This window comes from Paenibacillus sp. MZ03-122A (genome assembly GCF_024213325.1).
Lineage (GTDB): Bacteria > Bacillota > Bacilli > Paenibacillales > Paenibacillaceae > Paenibacillus > Paenibacillus polymyxa_B.
This window is the reverse complement of record NZ_JANAVI010000017.1, coordinates 25,542-50,489: the sequence shown is the minus strand read 5'-3', so window position 1 is coordinate 50,489 and position 24,948 is coordinate 25,542. Positions and strand designations below refer to the sequence as shown.

At 47.0% G+C, this 24,948-nt stretch carries 24 protein-coding genes; all 24 read left to right on the top strand.

The features are described 5' to 3' along the window. Nucleotides 1-202 precede the first annotated feature (202 nt). Nucleotides 203-1,816, top strand: coding sequence for an L-aspartate oxidase (gene nadB, locus NLX74_RS22915; RefSeq protein WP_254330500.1), 1,614 nt, complete (start codon nt 203-205; stop codon nt 1,814-1,816). After that, nucleotides 1,806-2,696: a carboxylating nicotinate-nucleotide diphosphorylase gene (gene nadC / locus NLX74_RS22910; protein WP_254330468.1), complete on the top strand. Its 891-nt coding sequence runs from the start codon at nt 1,806-1,808 to the stop codon at nt 2,694-2,696. Before nadB ends, nadC begins: the two co-directional genes overlap by 11 nt. A 6-nt stretch (nt 2,697-2,702) precedes the next feature. Then, the gene (locus NLX74_RS22905; protein ID WP_235306851.1) at nt 2,703-3,470 is read left to right on the top strand and encodes a type III pantothenate kinase; all 768 of its coding nucleotides are present in this window, start codon (nt 2,703-2,705) and stop codon (nt 3,468-3,470) included. Nucleotides 3,471-3,689: 219 nt separating this feature from the next. Then, the gene (gene hslO, locus NLX74_RS22900; protein WP_254330466.1) at nt 3,690-4,574 is read left to right on the top strand and encodes an Hsp33 family molecular chaperone HslO; all 885 of its coding nucleotides are present in this window, start codon (nt 3,690-3,692) and stop codon (nt 4,572-4,574) included. Nucleotides 4,575-4,594: 20 nt separating this feature from the next. After that, the gene (locus NLX74_RS22895) at nt 4,595-5,527 is read left to right on the top strand and encodes a peptidyl-prolyl cis-trans isomerase (protein ID WP_254330464.1); all 933 of its coding nucleotides are present in this window, start codon (nt 4,595-4,597) and stop codon (nt 5,525-5,527) included. Nucleotides 5,528-5,777: 250 nt separating this feature from the next. Then, the gene (gene cysK / locus NLX74_RS22890; RefSeq protein WP_061831241.1) at nt 5,778-6,716 is read left to right on the top strand and encodes a cysteine synthase A; all 939 of its coding nucleotides are present in this window, start codon (nt 5,778-5,780) and stop codon (nt 6,714-6,716) included. 126 nt (nt 6,717-6,842) lie between these two features. Then, entirely contained in the window at nt 6,843-8,465 is a 1,623-nt protein-coding gene (locus tag NLX74_RS22885) for an anthranilate synthase component I family protein (RefSeq protein WP_254330462.1), read from the top strand. Nucleotides 8,466-8,470: 5 nt separating this feature from the next. After that, complete coding sequence (pabA, locus tag NLX74_RS22880; RefSeq protein ID WP_013308153.1) at nt 8,471-9,046, top strand: aminodeoxychorismate/anthranilate synthase component II; 576 nt, start codon at nt 8,471-8,473, stop codon at nt 9,044-9,046. Between the two features lie 3 nt (nt 9,047-9,049). Continuing rightward, on the top strand, nt 9,050-9,946 hold the full coding sequence (locus NLX74_RS22875; RefSeq protein WP_254330460.1) for an aminotransferase class IV: 897 nt from the start codon (nt 9,050-9,052) through the stop codon (nt 9,944-9,946). Then, entirely contained in the window at nt 9,943-10,809 is an 867-nt protein-coding gene (gene folP / locus NLX74_RS22870; protein ID WP_254330454.1) for a dihydropteroate synthase, read from the top strand. Before NLX74_RS22875 ends, folP begins: the two co-directional genes overlap by 4 nt. A gap of 42 nt (nt 10,810-10,851) precedes the next feature. Continuing rightward, the gene (gene folB / locus NLX74_RS22865; RefSeq protein WP_023986457.1) at nt 10,852-11,214 is read left to right on the top strand and encodes a dihydroneopterin aldolase; all 363 of its coding nucleotides are present in this window, start codon (nt 10,852-10,854) and stop codon (nt 11,212-11,214) included. Between the two features lie 9 nt (nt 11,215-11,223). Continuing rightward, nucleotides 11,224-11,772, top strand: a complete 549-nt coding sequence (gene folK, locus NLX74_RS22860) for a 2-amino-4-hydroxy-6-hydroxymethyldihydropteridine diphosphokinase (RefSeq protein ID WP_254330453.1) — start codon at nt 11,224-11,226, stop codon at nt 11,770-11,772. Continuing rightward, on the top strand, nt 11,724-11,924 hold the full coding sequence (locus tag NLX74_RS22855) for a helix-turn-helix domain-containing protein (protein ID WP_235306857.1): 201 nt from the start codon (nt 11,724-11,726) through the stop codon (nt 11,922-11,924). Before folK ends, NLX74_RS22855 begins: the two co-directional genes overlap by 49 nt. A 45-nt stretch (nt 11,925-11,969) precedes the next feature. Beyond that, nucleotides 11,970-12,998, top strand: coding sequence for a tRNA dihydrouridine synthase DusB (gene dusB / locus NLX74_RS22850; protein WP_254330451.1), 1,029 nt, complete (start codon nt 11,970-11,972; stop codon nt 12,996-12,998). Between the two features lie 214 nt (nt 12,999-13,212). Beyond that, nucleotides 13,213-13,689, top strand: a complete 477-nt coding sequence (gene greA / locus NLX74_RS22845; RefSeq protein ID WP_013308160.1) for a transcription elongation factor GreA — start codon at nt 13,213-13,215, stop codon at nt 13,687-13,689. Between the two features lie 110 nt (nt 13,690-13,799). Further along, nucleotides 13,800-15,320, top strand: a complete 1,521-nt coding sequence (lysS, locus tag NLX74_RS22840; RefSeq protein WP_061831234.1) for a lysine--tRNA ligase — start codon at nt 13,800-13,802, stop codon at nt 15,318-15,320. Nucleotides 15,321-15,410: 90 nt separating this feature from the next. Continuing rightward, nucleotides 15,411-16,748: a TrkH family potassium uptake protein gene (locus tag NLX74_RS22835; RefSeq protein WP_254330449.1), complete on the top strand. Its 1,338-nt coding sequence runs from the start codon at nt 15,411-15,413 to the stop codon at nt 16,746-16,748. A gap of 293 nt (nt 16,749-17,041) precedes the next feature. Continuing rightward, nucleotides 17,042-17,575 carry a hypothetical protein gene (locus NLX74_RS22830; protein WP_165179770.1) on the top strand — a complete coding sequence of 178 codons (534 nt, stop codon included), beginning with the start codon at nt 17,042-17,044 and terminating at the stop codon, nt 17,573-17,575. 460 nt (nt 17,576-18,035) lie between these two features. Further along, on the top strand, nt 18,036-18,806 hold the full coding sequence (fabI, locus tag NLX74_RS22825; RefSeq protein ID WP_013308164.1) for an enoyl-ACP reductase FabI: 771 nt from the start codon (nt 18,036-18,038) through the stop codon (nt 18,804-18,806). 12 nt (nt 18,807-18,818) lie between these two features. Further along, nucleotides 18,819-20,279 carry a class I adenylate-forming enzyme family protein gene (locus tag NLX74_RS22820; RefSeq protein ID WP_254327499.1) on the top strand — a complete coding sequence of 487 codons (1,461 nt, stop codon included), beginning with the start codon at nt 18,819-18,821 and terminating at the stop codon, nt 20,277-20,279. A gap of 44 nt (nt 20,280-20,323) precedes the next feature. After that, nucleotides 20,324-21,547 carry an aldehyde dehydrogenase family protein gene (locus NLX74_RS22815; protein WP_103049295.1) on the top strand — a complete coding sequence of 408 codons (1,224 nt, stop codon included), beginning with the start codon at nt 20,324-20,326 and terminating at the stop codon, nt 21,545-21,547. Further along, nucleotides 21,544-23,244 carry a thiamine pyrophosphate-binding protein gene (locus NLX74_RS22810; protein WP_254330444.1) on the top strand — a complete coding sequence of 567 codons (1,701 nt, stop codon included), beginning with the start codon at nt 21,544-21,546 and terminating at the stop codon, nt 23,242-23,244. Before NLX74_RS22815 ends, NLX74_RS22810 begins: the two co-directional genes overlap by 4 nt. A gap of 23 nt (nt 23,245-23,267) precedes the next feature. Next, complete coding sequence (gene fabF, locus NLX74_RS22805) at nt 23,268-24,509, top strand: beta-ketoacyl-ACP synthase II (RefSeq protein WP_013308168.1); 1,242 nt, start codon at nt 23,268-23,270, stop codon at nt 24,507-24,509. Between the two features lie 4 nt (nt 24,510-24,513). Continuing rightward, complete coding sequence (locus tag NLX74_RS22800) at nt 24,514-24,921, top strand: 3-hydroxyacyl-ACP dehydratase FabZ family protein (RefSeq protein WP_025721676.1); 408 nt, start codon at nt 24,514-24,516, stop codon at nt 24,919-24,921. The last annotated feature ends 27 nt before the right edge of the window (nt 24,922-24,948 follow it).

Here is a 24,948-nt window from a genome sequence, read left to right as displayed (position 1 = left end):
ATGGAAGATTATTGCTAACGTGATTTGACAGACATCGGAACGTTGTGTACATTTATTGTTAAATAAACGGCTGTCGTCTTCTTAGCGTATAAAAGCCAACAGTCGCTGCAATCGACTCTCTATCATTTTGAACATATACGTGAGCGCATACTGTAGAACTTATGGTGTGCGCTATTCTTCTGTGAAATCAGGTGAAGGCATGATGATTCCAAGATATCTAGTTGATTTTGATGTAGCGGAATTGACCCGATTGGAGGCCGACGTGTTAATTATCGGCTCAGGCATTGCGGGCTTATATACGGCGATTAAGGCTGCGGAGAATCGGAAAGTGTTGCTGATTACTAAGAAGACTTTGATGGAAAGCAACACGCGTTATGCTCAAGGCGGCATTGCTGCTGTCACATCGGACGAGGATACACCAGCTTATCATATGGAAGATACTCTGATTGCTGGTGCAGGTCTGTGTGAATCTGAGGCGGTCAGTACGCTTGTCCATGAAGGTCCAGTTGGTATTCAAGAGTTAATACGTATGGGAACGGCTTTTGATCGTGTGGATGGTGAACTAGCGTTGACACGGGAAGGAGCACATAGTCATCGGCGTATTTTGCATGCGAATGGAGATGCTACCGGTTATGAAATTGTGCGTGCCTTATCACACCAGGTTGCTGCCCATCCCGGTATCGAAGTGTGGGAAGAATGCATGGTAATTGATCTGCTGACGGAGCATGGTGAGTGTATTGGGGCCCTCGTCCAAAAGCCAGATGGGGAGAGGTCGTATATCACTTCTAATGCAACGATTTTGTGCTCAGGAGGTAGCGGACAATTATACCGTTATACGACCAACCCGGATATTGCAACCGGGGATGGTATCGCTATGGCATATCGTGCTGGGGCGATTGTACGAGATATGGAATTCATACAGTTTCATCCTACGGCGTTGTGCCATCCGGGCGCTCCAAGGTTTCTTATTTCCGAAGCTGTACGGGGAGAAGGAGCCGTGTTACGCAATATTCACGGAGAACGCTTCATGGACAAGTATGATTCCCGGCAGGAGCTTGCACCCAGAGATATCGTAGCTCGTGCTATCATTCATGAGATGGAACGCACCCAAGCTGCGTTTGTATACCTGGATATTACGCATGAGCCACCTGAGCGGGTGAAGCAACGTTTTCCAACCATTTACCGGACATGTTTGTCATTTGGTTTGGATATGACGACAGACTGGATCCCCATTGCGCCTGCTGCCCATTATATGATGGGTGGTGTTCAGACTAATTTACACGGGGAAAGCTCCATTGCGCGTTTGTTCGCCTGCGGGGAAACCTCTTCTACAGGTGTTCACGGAGCTAATCGTCTGGCGAGCAATTCGTTATCTGAAGCTATTGTATTCGCCAGCAGGATTATTGAGCGACTGCATTCATTGCCACCGCTGGTCGGCCATACGTTGATATCTTATAGCGATAACCGTACAGAGTTCCCGGCTTCATCCGTTGCGGAGCAGCGGCATAGGCTGCAAGAAGCAATGGTTCGTTATGCTGGAGTTCGTCGGCACGGCGAAGGGCTGCAAGCAGCATTAGATGAGTTGCAAGGGCTAATGCCTATTTTTGAGGCTGTGATCGCTAGCCGGGAAGAGATCGAATTTGCCAATTTGCTCACCTGTGCTTTATTAGTAACAGATGGTGCGCTGCTACGTGAGGAGAGCCGGGGAGCGCATTATCGCGAGGATTTCCCTGAGTCAGATGATAGCGTCTGGCGAAAGCATGTTCAGCAGCGACGTGAGCAAGGGATAACGGAGGAGTACGTTCATGACATCTAACAGCGAGCTTTATGGAGAGTTTAGTGGATATCAGGAAGAACTGACGGCACAAATTCGCAGCTGGCTGCGAGAAGATACGGGCTCTGGCGATGTGACCACGCGCTGGACAATTGAGCAGGGCCACCAATCCAAGGCTGTTATTCATGCCAAGGAGAGCGGCGTGGTTGCAGGGTTACCCGTGGCTGCCCTTGTATTTCAGATAGTGGACCCTTCCTTGTCGTTCACTCCGCTGGTAGTCGATGGACAGTGGATTGAAAAGGGGAGCGTTTTGGCAGAAGTAACGGGGAGTACCCATGCAATTCTGACCGGGGAGCGATTGGCGTTAAATCTGCTCCAACGGATGTCTGGTATTGCCACGCGGACTCGGGCTTTTATAGATCAATTGCATGGTCTGTCCACTCGCTTGGTGGATACACGTAAAACAACACCGGGACATCGACTGCTGGAGAAGTATGCTGTTCGTGTAGGCGGTGGCTCGAATCATCGCTTTGGCTTGTACGATGCTGTTATGATTAAGGATAATCATATTAAGGGCGCAGGTGGGATTGAACAAGCTGTGAGTCGAGCGCGCGCTAATATACCGCATACGATGACGATTGAAGTAGAGACGGAAAACATGAAACAAGTTCAGGAAGCCCTGGAAGCTGGGGCGGATATCATTATGCTGGATAACATGTCTGCCCCAGATATGAAGGAAGCCGTTCGGTTCATTCGGGAACGGGCACCACATGTCAAAACAGAAGCCTCAGGCAATGTATCGCTGGATACATTGAGTGAGATGGCTGAGAGTGGCGTAGATGTGATTTCTGTAGGCAGGCTGACATACTCTTTTCATAACCTGGATATCAGCCTTGACCTTAACGCAAAGAAAGATAGGTGACACCCATTGATTCTTGTAGTGGATGTAGGCAATACGAATATTGTTCTGGGGATATACGAAGGGCGGGAGCTGTTGCACCATTACCGGATCAGTACCTCCAGACAGGCAACCGCAGATGAATACGGCGTACTCATACATAATCTTTTTAGTATGGGTGGCGTATTAAAGGGTGACATCCAGGGAGTGATTATTTCCTCTGTCGTTCCGCCATTGGTCCGTGTATTAGAAGAAATGTGCGATAAATACATAGGCAAAACGCCGTTAATCGTCGGGCCGGGAATCAAGACTGGTCTTAACCTGCGTTATGAGAATCCACGTGAAGTAGGTGCGGATCGGATTGTGAACGCTGTTGCGGCTGTCGAACGGTTCGGCGGGCCGCTGGTTGTGGTGGACTTTGGAACAGCGACGACGTTTGATTGTATTGACGATAAGGGAAACTACTTGGGCGGTGTCATTGTGCCGGGGATCGGCATTTCGACGGAGGCACTGTATCAACGGGCTTCCAAGCTGCCCCGCATCGAGTTGGAGAAACCCAAAAAGGTTATTGGTCGTAATACGGTTCATGCCATGCAAGCTGGGATTATCTTCGGTTATGCGGGGCAAGTGGATGGCATTGTGAGGCGCATTAAGGAAGAAATGCAGGTGGAGCCTACGGTTATTGCTACCGGAGGTCTTGCAGAGCTAATCGCATCAGAGACAGAGAGCATTCAGAAAGTGTTGCCGATGTTGACGCTCGAAGGATTACGCATCATTTACCAACGTAACGCTGAATAAAAAAAGTGGATATAAGCTGCCGCTGAGTCCAACCGATGATCTTATCGGTTTGGATTAGCGGCGTTTTTCGTCTATACTGAAATATGTTACGTTTTTGAACAATTCGCGTGATCTGTCGATGCAGGTTGTTTATATAATAGGAAATTATGCTTCAATGATGAGCCATACTAACGAAAATAAGCAGCATAGCTGTCCTGGAGAATAGGGGAGGATATCAATATGGAAATTAAGCAAGATCGACTTATTCGTGGTACAGCCATGGATGGAAGGGTTAGAGCTTTTGCTGTTCGGACAACTCAATTGGTAGAGGAATTGCGGAGAAGGCATGATACTCATCCTACGGCAACCGCTGCTTTGGGGCGAACCCTCACAGCAGGTGCTATTATGGGTTCTATGCTAAAAGGCAAAGAGCGATTGACCATTCAAGTTAAAGGTGATGGACCGATTGGGCAAATCGTCGTTGATGCCAATGCTTTAGGGGAAGTGCGAGGTTATGTTACTGAACCGCATGTGCATTTGCCGAGCAATAGTATGGGCAAACTGGATGTAGCGGGTGCCGTAGGTACAGAGGGGTTCATTCATATCATCAAGGATTTGGGGTTAAAAGAACCGTATCGCGGCAGTACTCCGATTATTTCCGGTGAACTGGGTGAGGACTTTACCTATTATTTTGCCAAATCGGAACAGACCCCGTCAGCGGTGGGCTTGGGTGTGCTGGTAGATACGGATAACTCGGTTATTGTGGCCGGTGGATTTATTATTCAGTTGCTTCCAGGCTTGAATGATGATGAGATTACTGCGATCGAAAATGCAGTCAGCTCCATTCCACCCGTTACTGCTTTGCTGGATCAAGGGTTGGAACTTGATGAAATGCTGCGCTGGATGCTGCCGGACGTTCGGATTCTCGATGAATTGGATATTCATTTTCAATGTGAGTGTTCACGTGAGCGCGTGGAAAAAACATTGATCAGTTTGGGAGAAAGCGAATTAGAGCAGTTAATTGAGGAAGAAGGACAGGCTGAGGTCGTATGCCACTTTTGTAATGAGGCTTATCAATTTAATAAAGATGAATTGCAAAATCTGTTAGATCAAGCCAAAGCCTAACCGGATGGGCGGTGCAAGCGATGATTACACGGGAAAAAGGATTATGGACAGCTGTCATTATTCTGACCGTTAGCGTCGCCGCCTTGGGTGGTCTTATCATGCTTCGGGGGCTGTCAAAGCCGGGTGATGTAAGCAAGGATGACGGCGATCATACTGTGGCGGAGATGGGTCAGGAAGGCATATCGGAGGAACAGTGGGTAGCGGAACTGAAAAAGCGATATGGAACCAATACGCTGTTGCAAATGTTGAATCGTAAAGCCGTGCAGGCTGAAACCAAGCGTCTCGGTATCAAGATCACCCAAGAGGATCTACAGCAGGTGCTGGAGCAGGATAGTAAAGGGTATGACTCAGATCATGCCTATTTTGATGAAATGCAGCGACAGTTTGGCTTAGGTCCGGTTGATTTGCGGAATGAAGCGGAATACCGGATTGGTTTGGAGAAAATAGCCACGCAGGGTATTCAGGTTCAGGAAGCGGAGATTGACGAGTATTGGGAGCAGCATCCTGAGGAATTTGCCGTCGGTAAGCAGATCCAATTGGCAGCTCTTTATGTGGATAATGCGGAGGAAGCAGAAGCGTTGCTAGATCGGGTTAAGCAGGGGGAGAGCTTCGATGTGCTGATTCAAGAGCATGCAGGTAAGCCTTTCGACAAAGATAGCAGTGGACAGCTGGGATGGGTGGATGAATATGATCCATTGCAACCGGAGGCGATCATGAAGGCGGCGAGAGAGCTAAGCTCTGGGGATGTTGCAGGTCCGATCTCTGTTAACGATGGCTATGCTGTCATTTATGTACAGGATGTAAGGTTGAAGAATTCTCCGGATAAGCAGCAGATCCGGCAGCAAATTCGCCGATCTCTTGCGCTTGCACAAGCCGCTCCTTTGGAAGAGGTCGAGAAGGGTCTGCGTGATAAATATGGAGCGCGTATTTTATCTGGAAAGAATGCATCCTAAACTTCTCTGCAACGTAGTGAAAGAATATTGGTTTGAAGGAAGCACGATGCTGATAACGCGGGTTGACAGCATCGCGGCTTATTCACTCGTATTGACATTGGAATTGAAGATTGTTATGATTAGTGTATAAAACCAACTATTTTTATCGGAAATTAATGAACGGCACCAAATTAAAGTAATTGACTAAGAATCATCTACAATATGATTTCGCAATTTTTAATATATCATCTACAGTCAGGGAGGAATTATCATGGCTAAAGTTGTTAATAACATTACCGAACTTATCGGAGAAACACCCCTCGTTCGCCTCAACCGGATCGTACCGGAAGATAGCGCCGAAATCTATTTGAAACTGGAATATCAGAACCCAGGCTCCAGTGTAAAAGATCGTATTGCGATTAGCATGGTAGAAGAAGCTGAACGTGAAGGTCTGCTTAAGCCAGGCGGTACCATTATTGAAGCAACAAGCGGTAATACAGGAATCGGCTTGGCTATGGTAGCTGCTGCGAAGGGCTATAAGGCAGTCATCGTTATGCCAGAAACGATGAGCATAGAGCGTCGTAATTTGTTGCGTGCTTATGGAGCCGAGCTTGTGTTAACACCAGGATCAGAAGGCATGAATGGGTCCGTTAAGAAAATGGAAGAATTGCTGAGTGAGAATCCGGATTATTTTGCTGCTGAGCAGTTCAAGAACAAAGCTAATATCAAAATTCACCGTGAAACGACCGGTCCTGAGATTGTGGAAGCCATTCGTTCCATTGGCGGAACTCTGGATGCTTTTATAGCGGGAATAGGCACTGGCGGAACCATTTCTGGTGCCGGAGAAGTGCTTAAGAAAGAATTCCCTGATATTAAAGTTGTGGCTGTAGAGCCTGCCTCTTCCCCGTTGTTAGCAGGCGGTAAGCCAGGACCCCACAAGATCCAAGGACTGGGTGCCAACTTTATTCCTGAAATTTTAAACCGTGATATCTATGATGAAATTATTCATGTAGAAAACGATGAAGCTTTCGAGGTAGCACGTAGAGTGGCCAAGGAAGAGGGCATTTTGTCCGGTATTTCATCTGGCGCGGCTGTTCATGCGGCTTTGAAACTTGCTAAGCAATTGGGCAAGGGTAAACGGATCGTTGTCATTGTTCCAAGTAATGGAGAACGTTACCTGAGTACGCCACTATACAATTTCGAGCTGTAATTATGTCGTAATTGTGTATACTATACGTAAGGATTCCCTCATTTCCCTGTTGCAGGGGGGTGGGGGTTTCTTTTTAAGGAGAGAATGTAGACTTATTGAAAAGTAGGGAAGGGGAAGCACACACGGATGAAATCGACAGCTAGAGTGACGGAGGCGCAGTGGCAGGTTTGGCAGGAGGAAGGCTGGAACATACTTCCCTATATCGCTGAGTACCCATTACCTGTGGGAGGGCTACCGTCATCGTGGCGGAAGGCTTGGGAGGATTCGTCGCCATATGCCTTTTTGCTGGAGAGCGCTAAAGGTGGGAGGTACACCTATCTGGCTTTAAATCCGGTTGCTATATTGGAAGGCAAGGGAGAACATGCAGTTTGGACCGATTTGCAAAGTGGGAAACATGGAGATATACATGGTCAACCTTTGAAAGTCATGAACAACTGGATCGCTCCTTACCGTGCACCGCGTGTACCTGGCATGCCTTTTTTCTCCGGGGGATTTGCGGGTTATCTTGGTTACGATGTAGCTCGCTCGTTGGAGCGTTTGCCATCTCAAGCTGCAGACGATACGGGCATACCTGATTATGTATGGATGAGGGTGAATGAGCTATGGATTTATGATCACGAAAAATCCTGCATATATTGTGCTGTTCATATGCCTGCTCCTGCGCATTCCGATAAAGTCAGCCGTGATACCGATATGACCAATCCCGTTATACGGGATGGGCCAAATCCCATACTTTGCGAGCATTATGCGGAAGCTGCCCAACGTGCAGAACGTATGCTGATTCAGTGGAATAACATCATAAATGCAGGAGAGATTGATCCTGCGTACCCTCGTCGTTGTGCTAGGCTTGCCGAAGAGGGGCTAGAGGCTGCTCATCAAGAATCTGATGGTTGGACAGCGGCATTTAACCAACAAGAATTTGAACATGCCGTAAGACGTGTGCAGGAATACATTGCCCAAGGGGATGTATTCCAGGTTAACTTGTCGATTCGTCAGCAACGTGCGCTTACAGCCCTCCCTGAAAATATATATGAATGGCTTCGTCTGCTGAATCCTTCCCCTTATATGGGTATGCTGCGTATGCCAGATTTACGGATCGTCAGTGGCTCGCCAGAATTGTTGGTGAAGCTGGAGGATGGACGTGTGAGCGCCCGACCTATTGCAGGTACGAGAAGAAGGGGGCTAACACCGGATGAAGATGCCGCTATGGCAGCAGAGCTTCTATCAAGCGAAAAAGAACGCGCCGAGCATATTATGCTCGTCGATCTGGAGCGTAACGATATCGGACGGATTGCTGAATACGGATCGGTGCATGTGCCTGAACTGCTGACTGTCGAATACTATTCGCACGTTATGCATCTGGTATCTCAGGTTGAGGGAAAATTAGCCCAGGGTCGTACAGCTATAGATGTAATTGCTGCTACCTTTCCAGGTGGAACCATTACCGGGGCACCCAAGGTGCGCACCATGGAAATTATTGAAGAATTAGAGCCCGTTCGCCGGGGTCCTTATACAGGGTCTCTTGGATGGATTGACTATAACGGCAATATGGAATTAAATATTATAATAAGAACACTAGCTGTTAAAGGCAGCACTGCCTATTTACAGACAGGTGCGGGGATCGTCATTGATTCAGACCCGTACAGGGAATATCGGGAATGTCGGAACAAGGCCAGAGCTGTCATGAAGGCGGTACAATGTGGTGAAGAAGAAGCTGCTTTGAGCAGAAGCGGTATCACAGGAGGGTGAGTCGTATGATTTTGGTGATTGATAATTATGATTCGTTTACGTACAATCTTGTTCAATATTTGGGTGAACTTGGCGAAGAAGTAACCGTAAAACGGAACGATGAGATTGATGTGAAAGGCATAGAAGAGCTGGCACCAGAGCATATTTTGATCTCGCCGGGTCCATGCACGCCGAATGAGGCGGGGATATCACTGGATGTGATCAGCCATTTTAAAGGTCGCATTCCGATTTTTGGCGTTTGCCTCGGCCACCAGGCTATCGGACAGGCTTTTGGCGGTAAGGTTATCCGGGCTGAACGACTCATGCACGGTAAAACATCACCGATTCTTCATCACAATACGTCGGTATTTGAAGGCTTGCCTTCTCCGTTTACAGCAACCCGGTATCACTCATTGCTGGTGGAACGCGAGAGTCTGCCTGAGTGTCTAGAGATTACCGCAGAAACCGCGGAAGGTGAAATTATGGGTTTGCGGCATAAAGAATTTGCCGTAGAAGGAGTTCAGTTCCATCCAGAATCCATTATTACGGATTACGGGCATCAACTATTACGCAATTTCCTAAAACGCAAGGTAGGCGTCTGATTGATGAAATATATCGGAGTCAACGGCGTCCTCACGGAAGCCGCAAAAGCCGTGATTCACGTAAGTGATCACGGCTTTTTATACGGAATGGGCTTGTTTGAAACATTCCGCACCTACAAGGGTGTTCCATTTTTACTGGATCGGCATCTGCATCGACTGCAGGAAGGTTGCCGAATGCTCGGCATTCCTTTTCAACCGGATGAGGAGCAGCTTACGAGACACATCCAACATCTGATGGTGGCGAATGGACTGGATGAAGCCTATGTTCGTTACACCGTATCAGCGGGCGAAGAGGTGCTAGGATTGCCGACGGGGGACTATACGCGCCCCAACCATATTTTGTTTGCGAAACCGTTGCCCTCTACCAATACACAAACCGGGCAATCCATTTCCCCATCGGCGCTTCAGTTGTTGCGAACCCCCAGAAACACTCCAGAGGGTGAGGTTCGTTTAAAGTCGCTCCATTATATGAATAATATTCTTGCAAAGCGGGAACTTCAGCAGTATGCCGAGGCTGTCTGTTATAAGGCTGAAGGAATGATGCTTACGGCGGATGGTTTTCTGGCGGAGGGAATGGTCAGCAATCTGTTTTTTGTGCGGAATAATACGCTGTATACCCCTGACTTGTCCACAGGAATTCTGCCAGGCATTACGCGTGAATTCATTTTGGAGCTGGCGCATCTGCGAGACATTCCTTGTGAGCAAGGTTTGTACCGCTGGGACGAGCTGAAACAGGCTGATGAAATTTTTATGACCAACTCTATACAAGAAATACGGCCCGTGGATTTGTTGTTGGAGCCGGGTGGAGCAACGAACCATGTATCGGTTCCCTTGACACAAACCCGGTCCATAACAGCTTTGCTGTTGCACGATTATAGACAGAAAGCAGGGATCAAGTGAACATACCGACCCTTTATCAACGTAGTTACCGAATGGGCGATGCCAAGCTTACGCTCGGACATTCCACACAGATCATGGGTATACTGAATGTGACCCCGGATTCATTTTCCGATGGAGGATTACATTATAGTCCCGAGATTGCTGTTTTACATGCATTGAAGCTAGTGGAAGATGGAGCCGATATCATTGACATTGGCGGGGAGTCTACCCGTCCGGGTCATGATCCGGTAGGTGTGGAAGAGGAGCTGGCACGGGTCATTCCGGTCGTCCAAGCCATCCATCGTATTGCACCGCACATTCCGTTATCTGTAGATACTTACAAAGCCGAAGTAGCCAGGCAGGCGCTTGAAGCTGGTGCACATATCATTAATGATGTGTGGGGGTTTAAGGCAGACCCCGATATGGCACGTGTAGCTTCGGAATTCGATTGCCCGGTCATTTTGATGCATAATCGTCATGATCGTAATTATAGTGATTTGGTTTCTGATATGCTGTCTGATTTAAAAGAGAGTATCCGATTAGCGCTGGATGCGGGGGTACGTGAGGAACAGATCATTTTAGACCCAGGCATCGGTTTTGCCAAGGATTATGATGAAAATATCCATGCCATGACTTCTCTCGATACATTGAGTCAGCTAGGCTTCCCACTGTTATTGGCTACGTCACGCAAAAGATTTATTCGTACAGCACTCGATTTGCCTGTGAATGATGTGGTGGAGGGCACGGCGGCTACTGTTGCTTTTGGCATTGCTCAAGGGTGCCAGATTGTGCGTGTACATGATGTGGCACAAATCAAGCGCACCGTACGTATGTGTGATGCGATGGTGTACGGGTCTAAAAATGCACTGAGTTATGGTGGTTGAGCCTATTTAGAAAAATCTAATAAAAACAGGGGGTCTACCACGATGGATAAAATGGTTTTGCATCGTATGGAGTATTACGGATATCATGGCGTTTTTCCAGAGGAGCGAAAGCTGGGACAGCGTTTCTATATTGATTTGGAACTGGAGCTTGATCTGCGTGAAGCGGGTGAGCAGGATGCTTTGGACAAAACGGTTAATTACGCCGAGGTGCATTACACCGTTAAAGATATTGTAGAAAAGGAATCTTACCAATTGATTGAAGCTTTGGGCGAACGTATTGCATCTTCCCTACTGGACACTTATACTAGTGTCAATGCACTGACTGTCAAAGTCACGAAGCCGCATCCGCCGTTTGATATTCATTTTCAAGGCGTGACGGTTGAGCTTTATCGCGCAAGAAAGTAGGAACGATACATGAATGCACATTCGACCTCTGAGGCATCAGAGGCTTATATTGCTTTAGGGGCTAATTTGGGGGAGCGCGAGCATACCCTGTATGAAGCCATTACGGCGCTGGACGAACATCCGGGTATACGGGTGCTGCGTTGCTCCAGCCTGTACGAAACAGAGCCTGTTGGGTATCTGGATCAACCTTCTTTTTTGAACATGACGGTAGCCGTATCGACAACACTTGCTCCAGAGGAGCTTCTAGTATATATGCTGGAGGTGGAGAGTCGTCTGGGGAGAGTAAGACATATTCCTAATGGTCCACGAACCATTGATCTGGACTTGTTATGGATGGAAGCGGCACAACTGGCTACACCGGATTTGGAGCTTCCCCACCCTCGTATGTTGGAGCGTGCTTTTGTGCTGGTTCCTTTGGCTGACATCGTTCCGAACAAAGATCCGTCCGGTCTGTACAGTATCGTGCATACTGCATTGAATTCTGTGGATGGAAAGGACGGCATACAGCTTTGGAAAACATGCAGCTGGCGCAACGACTCCGCGCCTTTCGGAAGCTAAAAGGGTTCACACAGCAGGAGTTGGCAGAACGTACTGGTATATCTTTGACTGTATTAGGTGCTGTGGAGCGAGGCAATCGTACAGTAGACCCAGACATGCTGAACATCATCGCCCAAACGCTAGAGATTGAAGTCCGGGAATTGACGGATTGACGATAAGTATACGATATAAAAGAAGGAATAAAGGGGTGAACAGATATGTTGAAAATCGGCGATATTGAAATGAAAAACCAAGTCGTCTTGGCACCCATGGCAGGCGTGTGCAATCCTGCTTTTCGCTTGATCGCCAAGGAATTCGGTACAGGCTTGGTATGTGCAGAGATGGTTAGTGATAAGGCCATCATTCACGGCAACAAGCGTACACGTGAGATGCTGTTTGTAGATGAGCGCGAGAAGCCGCTTAGCTTGCAAATTTTTGGAGGCGACCGCAAATCTTTGGTGGAAGCTGCGAAAGTCGTAGACCAGGAGACGAATGCAGATATTATTGACATCAATATGGGCTGCCCGGTTCCCAAAGTGACCAAATGTGATGCAGGCGCTCGTTGGCTGCTTGATCCAAACAAGATTTATGAGATGGTATCGGCGGTAGTGGAATCGGTAAGCAAGCCGGTTACCGTCAAAATGCGTATTGGTTGGGATAGCGAGCATATTTATGCCGTAGAGAACGCTCGCGCTGTTGAACGTGCCGGAGGTCAGGCCGTTAGCGTGCATGGCCGTACACGGGAGCAACTGTATACGGGACATGCGAATTGGGATATTATAAAAGAAGTTAAAGAAGCAGTTTCCATTCCTGTAATTGGAAACGGTGATGTGGCATCACCGGAAGATGCCCGCCGTATGCTGGATTTGACCAATTGTGATGGCGTTATGATCGGACGTGGTGCTCTGGGGAATCCGTGGATGCTCTACCGTACGATTGAGTACCTGCAAACGGGCGAGCTGTTGCCCGATCCTTCACCGGAAGAAAAAATTCGTATTGCCATTCTGCATATGGATCGTCTGGTTGCATTGAAGGGTGAAGCAGTAGCTGTCCGTGAAATGCGTAAGCATCTGGCTTGGTACCTCAAAGGGTTTAAAGGTTCGGCACGTATTAAGGATGTCATTATGGAAGAAACAAAGCGCGACGATATGGTACGCATTTTGGATCAATTTGTATCTCAATTGCACATGGTAGATAACGATGAGCCTTTTACAAGTGCTGCTTCTCCTGCTGCTGTTGCGCAATAAGGAAGCTGTTCCGGCCTGTGCACGCGATTGACTTTTCCAATTGCTTGCCCTATAATCGTTCAGTATAAAATCTTGATGTATGCTACAAATTGTGTGCAGCTCTCAAGACAACAGCAGGAAATGTTCTCATTCCCTCAGAGTGGCATATTATGTTTTGAAAGCGTGCATTCCGATGCACTTTTAAACTTTTCCCATGACAGGAGAATCGGTTAAGATGAGCGATAAAGAAGTCATTCTGACACAGGAAGGTCTTAGAAAGCTCGAAGATGAGCTTGAGAACTTAAAGTCTGTCAAACGCCGCGAAGTGGCTGAACGGATTAAGGTAGCCATCGGATACGGAGATATTAGTGAAAACTCCGAATATGAGGATGCGAAGAATGAGCAGGCCTTTATTGAAGGCCGTGTAATTACGTTGGAAAAGATGCTACGCAATGCCCGCATTATCAATAGTGATGAAATTGACACCGATGTTGTGGGAGTAGGCGCAACTGTGACCGTTGAAGATTTGGAATTCGGAGATATTACAGAGTATGCTATCGTAGGTTCAGCCGAATCTGACCCGCTACAAAACAAGATTTCGAATGAAAGTCCGGTTGGCAAGGCAATTCTCGGTAAGAAAAAGGGAACTGTTGTGGATGTCACCGTTCCAGCAGGCGTTATTCAATATAAAATCGTGGATATCAAGAAATAAGACACGGACTTTGGAATTTAGTGTAAAAGCTTCCTTGTGGAAGCTTTTTTTCTCTACACCCGGACGGACCCCGGCCCGTCTATTCATATTGAAGGAGCTGATTTAGCACCATGTCGGATGAAACTACTAACCAGGAATCACAAGAAAATCGCGAGGAATTAAGTGAACTATTGCAAATTCGCCGTGCCAAATTGGACGAGCTTCGCTCATTGGGCATTGATCCCTTTGGACGCAAATACATACGCACGGCTGAAGCGGGCGTACTACTGAGCAAGTATGACAGTTTGACTAAGGAAGAACTGGAAGAAAAGAATATTGAAGTTAGCATAGCAGGCCGTATTATGGCTAAACGTGTGATGGGGAAAGCCAGCTTTGCTCATATACAGGATCTTAGCGGACGTATTCAAATTTATGTTCGTCAAGACACGGTACCTGAATCCAAATATAAAGCATTTGGTATTTTGGATCTGGGCGATATTGTTGGTGTTAAGGGTGTGCTCTTTAAAACCAAAACAGGCGAAACGACAATCAAAGTGCTGGATATTGAGGTCTTGTCCAAATCCTTGTATCCATTACCAGAGAAATATCATGGCCTGAAGGATGTTGAATTGCGTTACCGTCAGCGGTATGTCGATTTGGTTATGAACCCTGAAGTACAAAAAACGTTCATTACACGGTCCCGTATTATTCAATCCATGCGTCGTTATCTCGATTCGCTCGGCTATTTGGAAGTTGAAACTCCAACATTGCATTCTATTGCTGGCGGGGCGGCAGCGAAGCCATTTGTTACGCACCATAATGCATTAGACATGCAGCTTTATATGCGTATTGCTATTGAACTCCATTTGAAACGACTAATTGTCGGCGGAATGGAGAAAGTATATGAGATCGGTCGTGTGTACCGTAATGAAGGTATTTCGACCCGCCATAACCCTGAGTTTACGATGATTGAGCTGTATGAAGCGTATGCTGATTATAAAGATATCATGCAATTGACGGAAAACATGGTTGCACATATTGCGCAGGAAGTACTGGGCACACAGCACATTCAATATCAAGGCCAGGAAGTGGATCTGACGCCGCAATGGCGCAGAGTCTCCATGGTTGATGCTGTTAAAGAAGTAACAGGCGTAGACTTTAGCGTGCAGATGAGTAATGAAGAAGCTCATCGTCTTGCGAAAGAGCATAAAGTTTCGGTTGAACCGCATATGACATTTGGCCATATCCTGAATGCATTCTTTGAGCAGTTCGTAGAGGAAACGCTTATTCAACCGACCTTTATTACTGGACATCCGGTTGAAATCTCACCGTTGGCCAAGAAAAACGAACAAGATCCGCGGTTTACGGATCGCTTCGAGCTGTTCGTGGTTGCTCGTGAGCATGCGAATGCGTTCACTGAGCTGAATGATCCAATCGACCAGCGCCAACGTTTTGAAGCACAATTGCTGGAACGTGAGCACGGTAACGACGAGGCGCATGAAATGGATGATGACTTTATCCGCGCCTTGGAATACGGGATGCCACCAACAGGTGGACTGGGCATCGGCATCGATCGTTTGGTTATGTTGCTGACAGATGCGCCTTCCATTCGCGATGTGCTGCTTTTCCCGCATATGCGTAACCAACAGTAGAATAACATAACATTATGAATATAGAGGATCAGCCGGGCTTCCCGTGTCTTGTTCCTCTTTTTCATAAGAACGGATGGAGAGAATACTCTAATGAAACGCAGCGTCAAGCTTAGTCGGTTTGCATCGCCTCCTTTTATATTGGTCATCGGATATTTATTGATTATTGCATTGGGTACTTTGCTACTGATGCTTCCTGTTGCCAATCATAGTGGTCATGCTCCGCATTGGATTGATTCGCTTTTTACGTCCGTCTCAGCCGCTTGTGTCACAGGACTGGTCGTTGTTGACGTCGATTCAACGTATACGATGTTTGGCGAAACTGTCATTTTGGTGCTGATGCAGCTAGGCGGTCTGGGGTTTATGACCTTAGCGACCTTGTTTGCGCTGTTGTTGGGGCGGCGATTATCGTTAAAGGATCGGTTGCTGCTTAAGGAGGCTATTAATGCCGATAGCATGGAAGGGATCGTGCGTATTATTCGCAAGGTGCTGATCTTTTCTTTTACCATTGAGGCGATAGCTGCCGTCGTCTTGGCTTTGCGGTGGATGCGAGAGATGCCTGTCGGACAAGCGATCTATTATGGAATATTCCATTCCGTATCCCTCTTTAATAATGGGGGATTCGATCTGTTTGGGACTAGCTTCCAACAGTACGCTGGAGATTTTGTTTTCAATATGATTGCATCTGTGCTCGTTATATCTGGAGGCTTGGGTTTCCTTGTACTTAGTGATTTGTTCGATTTTCGCCGTACCCGAAGACTGTCTCTACACTCCAAAATGGTGCTTAGCGTGTCGGGAGTGCTCATTGTGATTGGTGCGCTGGTTATATTTATATTTGAGTTTACCAATACACGAACCTTGGGCGCGTTGAACTGGGAGGGCAAAGTATATGGAGCGGTCTTTCAATCGGTCTCCACGAGATCATCAGGTACGAGCACAGTCGATATCAGTGGGTTAAGACAGGCAAGTCAGTTTTTTATTATGTTGCTGATGATTATCGGTGCTTCTCCGGGCTCCACGGGAGGAGGAATTAAAACGACTACGTTCCTGCTTATGGTAGGTGCGCTAATCGCCGTCATGCGAGGACAGAAGGAAATTGTGTTTTTCCGCCACAGGGTCCCTAACGATATCATGATGCGGGCGCTGACCATTATTGTACTGGCCCTATTTATATTCTCGATTGTGGTTGTACTGCTCCTAATGACAGAGGATGCCCCATTTCTCTCCCTTGCATTTGAGGCTGCTTCCGCAATCGGAACGGTAGGCTTGTCCGTAGGAGTAACGCCAGGATTGTCTGATGCAGGCAAGCTGATTATTTGTGTGACCATGTTTATTGGTCGGATTGGTCCTCTTACGATTGCCTATGCCATTCGTCCACGCTCGACCAAGACATTGTACCGTCGTCCCGAAGGACATATTGTAATTGGATAGTGTATCTGTAGAAAAGATGTACCCGTGCTGATCAGCATAGGTACATCTTTTTTCATTTCAGATCATCATAATTCTTTATGGGTAGCATATCATGTAAAATGCCCATTTTGAGAACAAAACGAAATGTTCTGAACAGATACTGTTTTTCGCAGAAAAAAACGGCTATTTGTTTCCTTTTATGTAATTATAGACAAAATACTAGGAATATTATGTATAATATTGTATGATAGTGGGCATGAAAGGGGGATAGTTGAGGTAAATACCAATTTCTAATTTGAAAGGAATCATCTATTATGTATTTATTTATTATTAGTGCTGAAGTTTTATTTTGGGTTTTTGTTGTTGCAGGCTTGATCGCAAGGTATATGTTTGGCTTGAAGAAGTTAGGCGGTCTTCTTTTACTATTTACCCCCATTATTGATATCTTGTTACTGATTGCGGTGTTCATCACGGTGAAAAGTGGCATGGAGATTACGACTGCTACTGGCTTGGCGGCCTGTTATTTTGGTATTACAGTAGCATTTGGTCATAGGTTAATTAAGTGGGCGGATGTACGGTTCTCCCATTGGTTTGGTAAGGGACCCAAGCCTGAACGCAAGTATGGTGCTGCTCATGCAAAAGAGGAACGGATAGGTTGGTTGCTTCACCTTTTGGGTTGGGCTATAGGTAATGCTTTGTTGCTCGCCATCATTGTGTATGTTGATGATCCTCAGCGTACGATGTCTTTGGAGGGCATTATGCAAACATGGGCAATCGTTCTGGCAATCGACTTTGTTGTCTCCTTTAGCTATACTTTAGCTCCCAAAAAACAAAAGCGTAGTCTATAAAGGTTAAGGCTTACACTTAGATGATATCTGGCTGGTCACTCAGGATGTTCAAATCGGAAGAGTCATTGTTGGTGAAAATGAAGTGGTTACTTCCGGTAGGTGGGTGATTCTGTCATCGGAATGTAAATATTTACAAAAATATGCGGATTTTATGTTTAACTCGCTTTGACAGTCACCTTGTTTTTGCCTCGCTACCTTTTTTCACATACATGTATTCCTTTCGATTTGAACACAGACCAACAGAAGCAACACAACTATTTCTTGTGAGATGACAGACAGCATACACGATGTGTTACACAAATTTTAAAATAAATTTTGTGATTTGCCTAAAACGTCGCCTATCCAAGTTTGGCAATTAACGCGATAATATTCCAGGAAAGATTACATATGTCTATAAATGTAGGCATACGCAATTAAGTTGTTATTTTGTTTAAAAATGTAAAAAAGAAAGGTGGTTTCTGTGGCAGTACTACTGAGCGGTAAGAACATTTTGATTATGGGCGTGGCTAATAACAGGAGTATTGCCTGGGGGACAGCTCAATCTTTAGCTGCTGAAGGGGCACAGCTCATTTTTACTTACGAAAATGAGAGGGTTGCAGAGCGGGTACTAAAGCTCGTTGAAACCATTCCGGGAGCACTGGTCTGTCCTTGTAATGTACAAAGCAATGAAGAGCTTGATGCATTGGCGGATTTTCTAAAAGAAAAAGTAGGCGTATTGCATGGTTATTTTCACAGTGTCGCCTATGCTAAGGCTGAGGACTTGGATGGCTTGTTCGTTGACACTTCTCGCGAGGGATTCGCCGTTGCACAAGAAATCAGTGCCTATTCTCTGGCTGCTGTATCCCGTCGAGTATACCCACTGATGACAGAGGGTGGAAGTATCGTCACCATGACGTATATTGGCGCAGAACGAGCGATCAAAAATTACAACGTTATGGGTGTAGCGAAGGCTTCACTGGAAGCCAGCATGCGCTATCTGTCGAATGATCTGGGCACATATGGCATTCGTGTAAATGCGATTTCCGCTGGTCCGATACGGACCTTGGCTGCCTATGGCATTAAAGATTTTAACACAATGCTCAAACATATTGAAGAAACTACGCCCCTACGCAAGACGGTTGATACGTCGGAAGTCGGAGATACGGCGTTATTCCTATTTTCCCATTTATCGAGAGGCATTACGGGTGAAGTTATCCATGTAGATGCTGGATACCATATTACGGGGATGTAAGGAGGGAACGTTGTGCTTATTACGCATATGGATTGCCGTATTATCTCACCTGAAGGAGTTATGACTAGGGAGCGCCTGGAGCGAGACGTTACGATCTTCTCCCGGATGTTGACGCTCAGAGGAATTCCCGAAGACGGTAGAGTGATTCTGAAAGCGGCCAATTCCTATTGGTTTGTTGTGTCTCTGTTCTCCCTGTGCAATATTGCTGTTTCGGTGACTGTGGTGGACGAGCAGACTGTGCTCGATGAGGTGGCCCAAATCTATGATGAAGCGGGTGCCTGTTGCATCCTTACGGATTCCGATTTAGAACTTCCTCATGCTCTCGTTATTCTGATTCAAGATCTGATTCAAGAAGAAGCAGTACACCCGGATTGGGTGGGAGAGCCAAAGCTTGAAGCCCTCGACTTTAGCAAGTGGTGCGAGAGGTCAGATGCGCTCATTCTGTATTCTTCAGGTACGACTGGCAAACCCAAGGGAATCGTGAAAGCTGGTTCAGCTTTTATGGAGAATATCAGGCATTCCATACACGCCATGAACTACCTACCGTCTGACCATATGCTCCCCGTTGTGCCTTTTTCTCATTTTTATGGAATCTCACTTATCTTCTCCTGGTGGTTAACTTCATGTTCTCTCATCATCTGCAATCCAAAAAACCTCTGGAGCGTCATTGCAAGTATTACGAAAGACCGGGCGACGGTCGTAGACGCTAACCCCTCTGCTTTTTACACCTTGTTGCGTATGCTGAACCGAAAACCCGAACAACTGGAAATGGTCAAGGAAGCTCCGGTGCGCATGTGGTGCGTAGGCGGTTCCCCACTTACCCAGGACCTTGAAGAGAAATTTAACAACATATTTGGACAGCCCCTGCTGAATGGTTACGGCCTTTCTGAACTGGGCAACGTTACGCTGGGGACGCTAGAGTGTCCGAAAGGTTGTGGCCTACCATTACCTGGTGTGGATCTGAAAATACTAGATTCTACAGGCAACCAGCAGGCGGACGGTATCGTAGGCGAAGTGTGGATACGCAGTGCTGGATGCATGGAAGGTTATCTAAATCGTCCAGACCTGACGCAATCCGTTCTACAGGACGGCTGGTTCAAGACGGGGGACCTGGGCTATCTGGATGACGGAATGCTGTATGTCATTGGTCGTAGCGGTAAGACGGTTAACCGGATGGGCTATATGGTCTCTCCAGTCTATATCGAGGACCGAATTGGTTCGCTAGGCTACCGATCCTGCGTGATTACCTTGGAGGATGAGGCTAAAGGGACATTGCTTGTCGCATTCATCGAAAGTGATTCCTCACAGGTCGTGCCTGTGCTCCGCAAAGAGATGAGTCAGGTACTCCCTTCATACATGTTTCCCGATCTTTTGCTTCCGCTCGATCATTTTCCTTTAAATCGCAATGGAAAAGTAGATCGTCTGGAGATGGAGCGTGTTGCTCTAGAGAAAGCTGCTTCTCGCAAAGCATAACAAGATATATACCAAAACTGCATACAGGAAAGGGAGAATGTGCCATGAGTATAAATCCAGAACTGGCAGAAAACACACTGTTTCTGAAAAGGCATGAATCTATTCTGAAATGCCTCAATTATTTGATTGAAAATCGGCAGGAAGTGATGGATATTCTCACACAATTTTCATCCTATCGGGCTGCCAATGCAGAAATTGACTCCACGATCCTCACACTTCAAGGTGCTCTGCAAGAAGTGCAGACCTATCAGCCAAGCTGGCAACGATCTATGGCTGTATTTATGCCTTCCAACGTCATTTTGTACTCCTATGCATTATACCTCTTGATTCCGTCCCTGTACGTTGAAAATATAGACTTTCGCCCTTCTTCTCACGTAAACGAGTACGTCAACATGCTGCATGAAAAGCTTCAGGCTGTGCATGGATTACCCATCTATATTCGTAAAGTTAGCCAGAAGGTGTTCATGGAGAATTCCGTGATGCCAGCTGATATTGTGGTGTTCACCGGAAGCTATACCAATGCAGAGAAGATCAAAAAACAGATTCGAAAAGATCAGCTCTACATTTTTTACGGACAAGGACTGAATCCTTTCATCATCGGACCTGATGCAGATCTGGAGCTGGCGGTTACCGATGTGATCCGAATGAGATTGTTCAACTCTGGACAAGACTGCCTAGGCCCCGACATCATTCTGGTACATCAAGATGTGAGTGAGCATTTCAAAGATCTGCTGATTCAACAGCTTGACCAACTCGTGTTTGGAGCCAATGATGATCCGAACGCAAACTATACCCCTATATTCTATAAAGACACGCTATATTCGGTTTCCGAATATTTCAACACGAACGATAAGTTTATTATTTACGGCGGCGGCATTGATTTCCGTACAAAAAAGATGGAGCCAACGGTTGTATATAGTGAATTGGATCAGAATCTGGAGATTATTGAGTATTTTTCGCCAGTCTTCAATGTAGTTAGCTACCAAGACGACGAGCAATTGATCAAGCGTATTTCCTCCAGTTATTTCAGTGAACGTGCAATGGGTTGCAGCTTATACGGATCGGAGCACCTGACTGACGTTCTGCGAAAGAAGCACACGCTGACCATTAATCAGACGCTTGAGGATGTGGATCAAGGTAATAAGCCTTTTGGTGGATACGGCACGATGTCGAACTATATTTTTTACGATTTCAAGCTCATTTCGAAGCCGATCTTGATTTCAGAAATTGTCGCAGAATATTTGTCGGAAAAGAGGAGTTTGGTATGACTGCGAGCTTCTTTCCCTGGGATGCCATCATTGGCTACTTAAAATCGGCTGGGGTTCAGCATCTCTTTGGATTACCAAGTGATGATCTCAAAATCGTATCGTCACTCCCCTCATCCGGTATGGATTTTATCCTGTGCAAAGATCAACGCAATGCTGTGTTCATGGCAGCAGGTTATGCGCTCACCACCAACCAGATGTCTGTGTGTGTTGTGGGGAAAGGCCCTGCGCTCAGTAATACACTCACAGGGCTGCTGGAAGCCAAAAACCTGGGCGCTCCGCTCCTGCTTCTGGCGCTTGGCACTGGCGGAGACAAGCTGGGTACCCGATCCTTTCAGGAAGCGGATCAAATCTCACTCGTGAAGCCGCTCGTAAAGTGGGCTTATCGTGTCGAGCATGCGGATCGGCTTGTATGGGCGATGGAGCGGGCTGCCTTTTTGGCTATCAATGGAGCACCGGGTCCTGTCTATATCGAACTCCCTGAAAATCTGATGGACCAGCCTATGCCAACAGGGCTTCAGTTTACCCCACCAGAAAAGCTGTCGTGCTCTCCGTCTCGTCGGGAGTTGGATGCATCGTGGGGAATTATTGAGAACGCCCGCAGGCCACTCATTCTAGTCGGAGGCGGAATGAAGTCAGGTACAGGTGATGTGATTGAGCGGTTTGCTAACCAACATGGAGCGGCCTTGTTCGCAACCGCCTCGGGACGGGGTGTAGTTGATGAAGACCACGAACTCTTCTGTGGTGTTGCGGGACTCTATACAGATCTTAGTCTAAGACAAATCTGGAAGGAATCTGATGTGGTAATCACACTGGGCAGTCGATTGGAAGAAACGGCTACTTTTGAGTGGGATATTTTGCTACAGGATACACCTTTGATTCAAGTCAATGTAAATCTAGAGGATTTTGCACACGAGTACAGGGGTATCAAGGTGCTTGGTGATGGATATGCAGCGGTGGAGCAGTGGCTTGAACGGCGCAGCCAGGAGCCTGATGGAGTGTGGCTTGAAACGATTAGGAGCTGTAAACAGGAGGCTTTTTCTCACAGGGCTATTTATTTGGAAGAGCTGAAAAAGACCCCTGGAATCCACGTTCCTGAGCTGTTGGACATGATTCAGACGGAGTTCCCTGAAAATCTGGTGCTTCTTCAAGAGAATGGATTGCAGGATATGTGGTCCTATTTTTATCCATATTTTCGTTTTGCCCAAGGCTCTCTTTCGATTGTTCCTAGTGATCAAACGAGTCTTGGATTCGGTGCGGCTGCTGCTCTGGGAGCAAGCGTGGCAACACAACGTCCAGTAGTAGCACTCGTAGGTGACGGGGCGTTCAATCTCTTTTGTTCGGATTTTATGACGGCGGTGGAGTATCAAATACCGTTAATCTATCTCGTACTCAATAATGGTGGGTATGGTTGGTTACAGAATCAGATGAATTATAAGCATCTCACAGGGCAGTCCCTCCCGTTTGTTTCTGAGGCGGCTAAGACAGGAATTCAAATTCCTCAGTACGAGTTTGTGGAAAGCCTTGCAATTCGGAGTAAGGGAGAGGCACGCGAACAGCTTCAGCTTGCTTGGCAAAAGTATCAGGAGAACAAGCTTGTGGTCGTCGAGGTATATGCTGATCTTGCGGATGTGCATGAAAAAATCAGTCATGTGTATGGCGACTTTCCTCTCTACGAGCAACAGGCTTCTAAGAATTAATTTCAATGAAGGACGTGGATACAGTGAGAAGACGTGTTGTAGTGACTGGACAGGGAGTCGTAACGCCGGTCGGGCTTAATCTTACGGATTTCTGGAATTCACTGTTGGAAGGAAAAAGTGGAATCGGACCTGTCACTGCTTTCGATACAGCGGACATTCCGACAAAGATCGGTGCACAGGTTACGGGCTTTGACCCATTGCAATATATGAGCAAGAAGGAAGCTAATAAAGTCGCACAGTTCACTCAGTTTGCTTTGGCGGCTGCCCGGCAGGCAGTGGAGCAATCAAAACTAGTGATTGATGAGCGGAATGCAAGTCGCGTGGGAGTTATTGTCGGCTCTGGAGCAGGCGGCCTCGACGTTATAGAGGAGAACTATGGGAAATTAACAAAGCTTGGTCCCAAAAGAGTTTCTCCTTATTTTGTTTCCTCGATGATGATTAATTCAGCACCTGGTGAAATCTCCATTGCTATTGGAGCCAAGGGGCCTTCTTTTGCTGTGGTTACGGCTTGTGCCACAGGAAGTAATGCCATTGGTGAGGCATTACGTACGATCCAGTACGGCACGGCTGATGTCGTGGTTGCTGGTGGAGCAGAAGCCAATTTTAGTCAGCTTGATCTGGCATCTTTTGCGAATATCCATGCTCTCTCCAGACGTAATGAAGAGCCACAGAAGGCTAGTCGTCCGTTTGATGTGGATCGCGATGGATTCGTCATCGGTGGAGGAGCAGGAGTCTTGGTGCTGGAGGAATTGGAGTATGCTTTGAACCGCGGAGCCACCATTCTGGCCGAAGTTGTGGGTTACGGATGCACAACTGATGCGTATCATATCACGGCTCCAGATCCCTCTGGCTCCGGCCCGGCAGAAGCGATCAATATCGCACTGCAGGATGGCGGCTTAACACCGCAGGAAATCGACTACGTCAATGCCCACGGTACGAGTACGCCATTTAATGATCGTATGGAGATTAATGCTATTCAAAAAGTATTCGGGGAGCATGCCCCCCGTTTGGCGATATCGTCTATTAAATCCATGACTGGTCATTTAATGGGCGGTGCAGGGGCAGTCGAATTAATTGCGACTGTGCAGAGTATGATTCACAGCAAAGTACCACCGACACTCAATTGCGACAATCCTGAGGCTCCTGAATTGAATTTTGTGCCGCATGTATATCAGGAACGCGAGGTCCGCGCGGCGATTAGCAATTCATTTGGTTTCGGAGGGCACAACGTCTGCCTTGCTGTTCGCAAGTGGGAAGGGGAATAAGCCTGTGAGCGAAGAGCTAATCCATATCCCGGATGTGCTTCCGCATCGGTACCCATTTCTTCTGTTGGATGGCGTGACCGGGTACGAAACGTCGCAATGGGCGAAGGGATACAAGCTTGTCACCTGGAGTGAGTGGTTCATTACTGACACTAACCCATACATGCCTCCTATGTTGATTGTGGAGTCGCTTGCACAATTAGCGGCATTCGCTGCGATTGATAAAAAAGGCATTTCATACCTGACTAACCTCAATGGAATTCGATTCCACAGCTTGGCCAAGCCTGGAGACCGAATTGATCTCTATTTTGAAGTGATCAAGCGTCGGCGGGGCTATATTCTCGGAAGCGGTCGGGCTTCCGTAGGGGATCGATTGGTGGTTGAGGCGGAAGAAATTGTTTCACTGGATCAATGACGGGGTGGAAGCGCACGTTAAACTGTC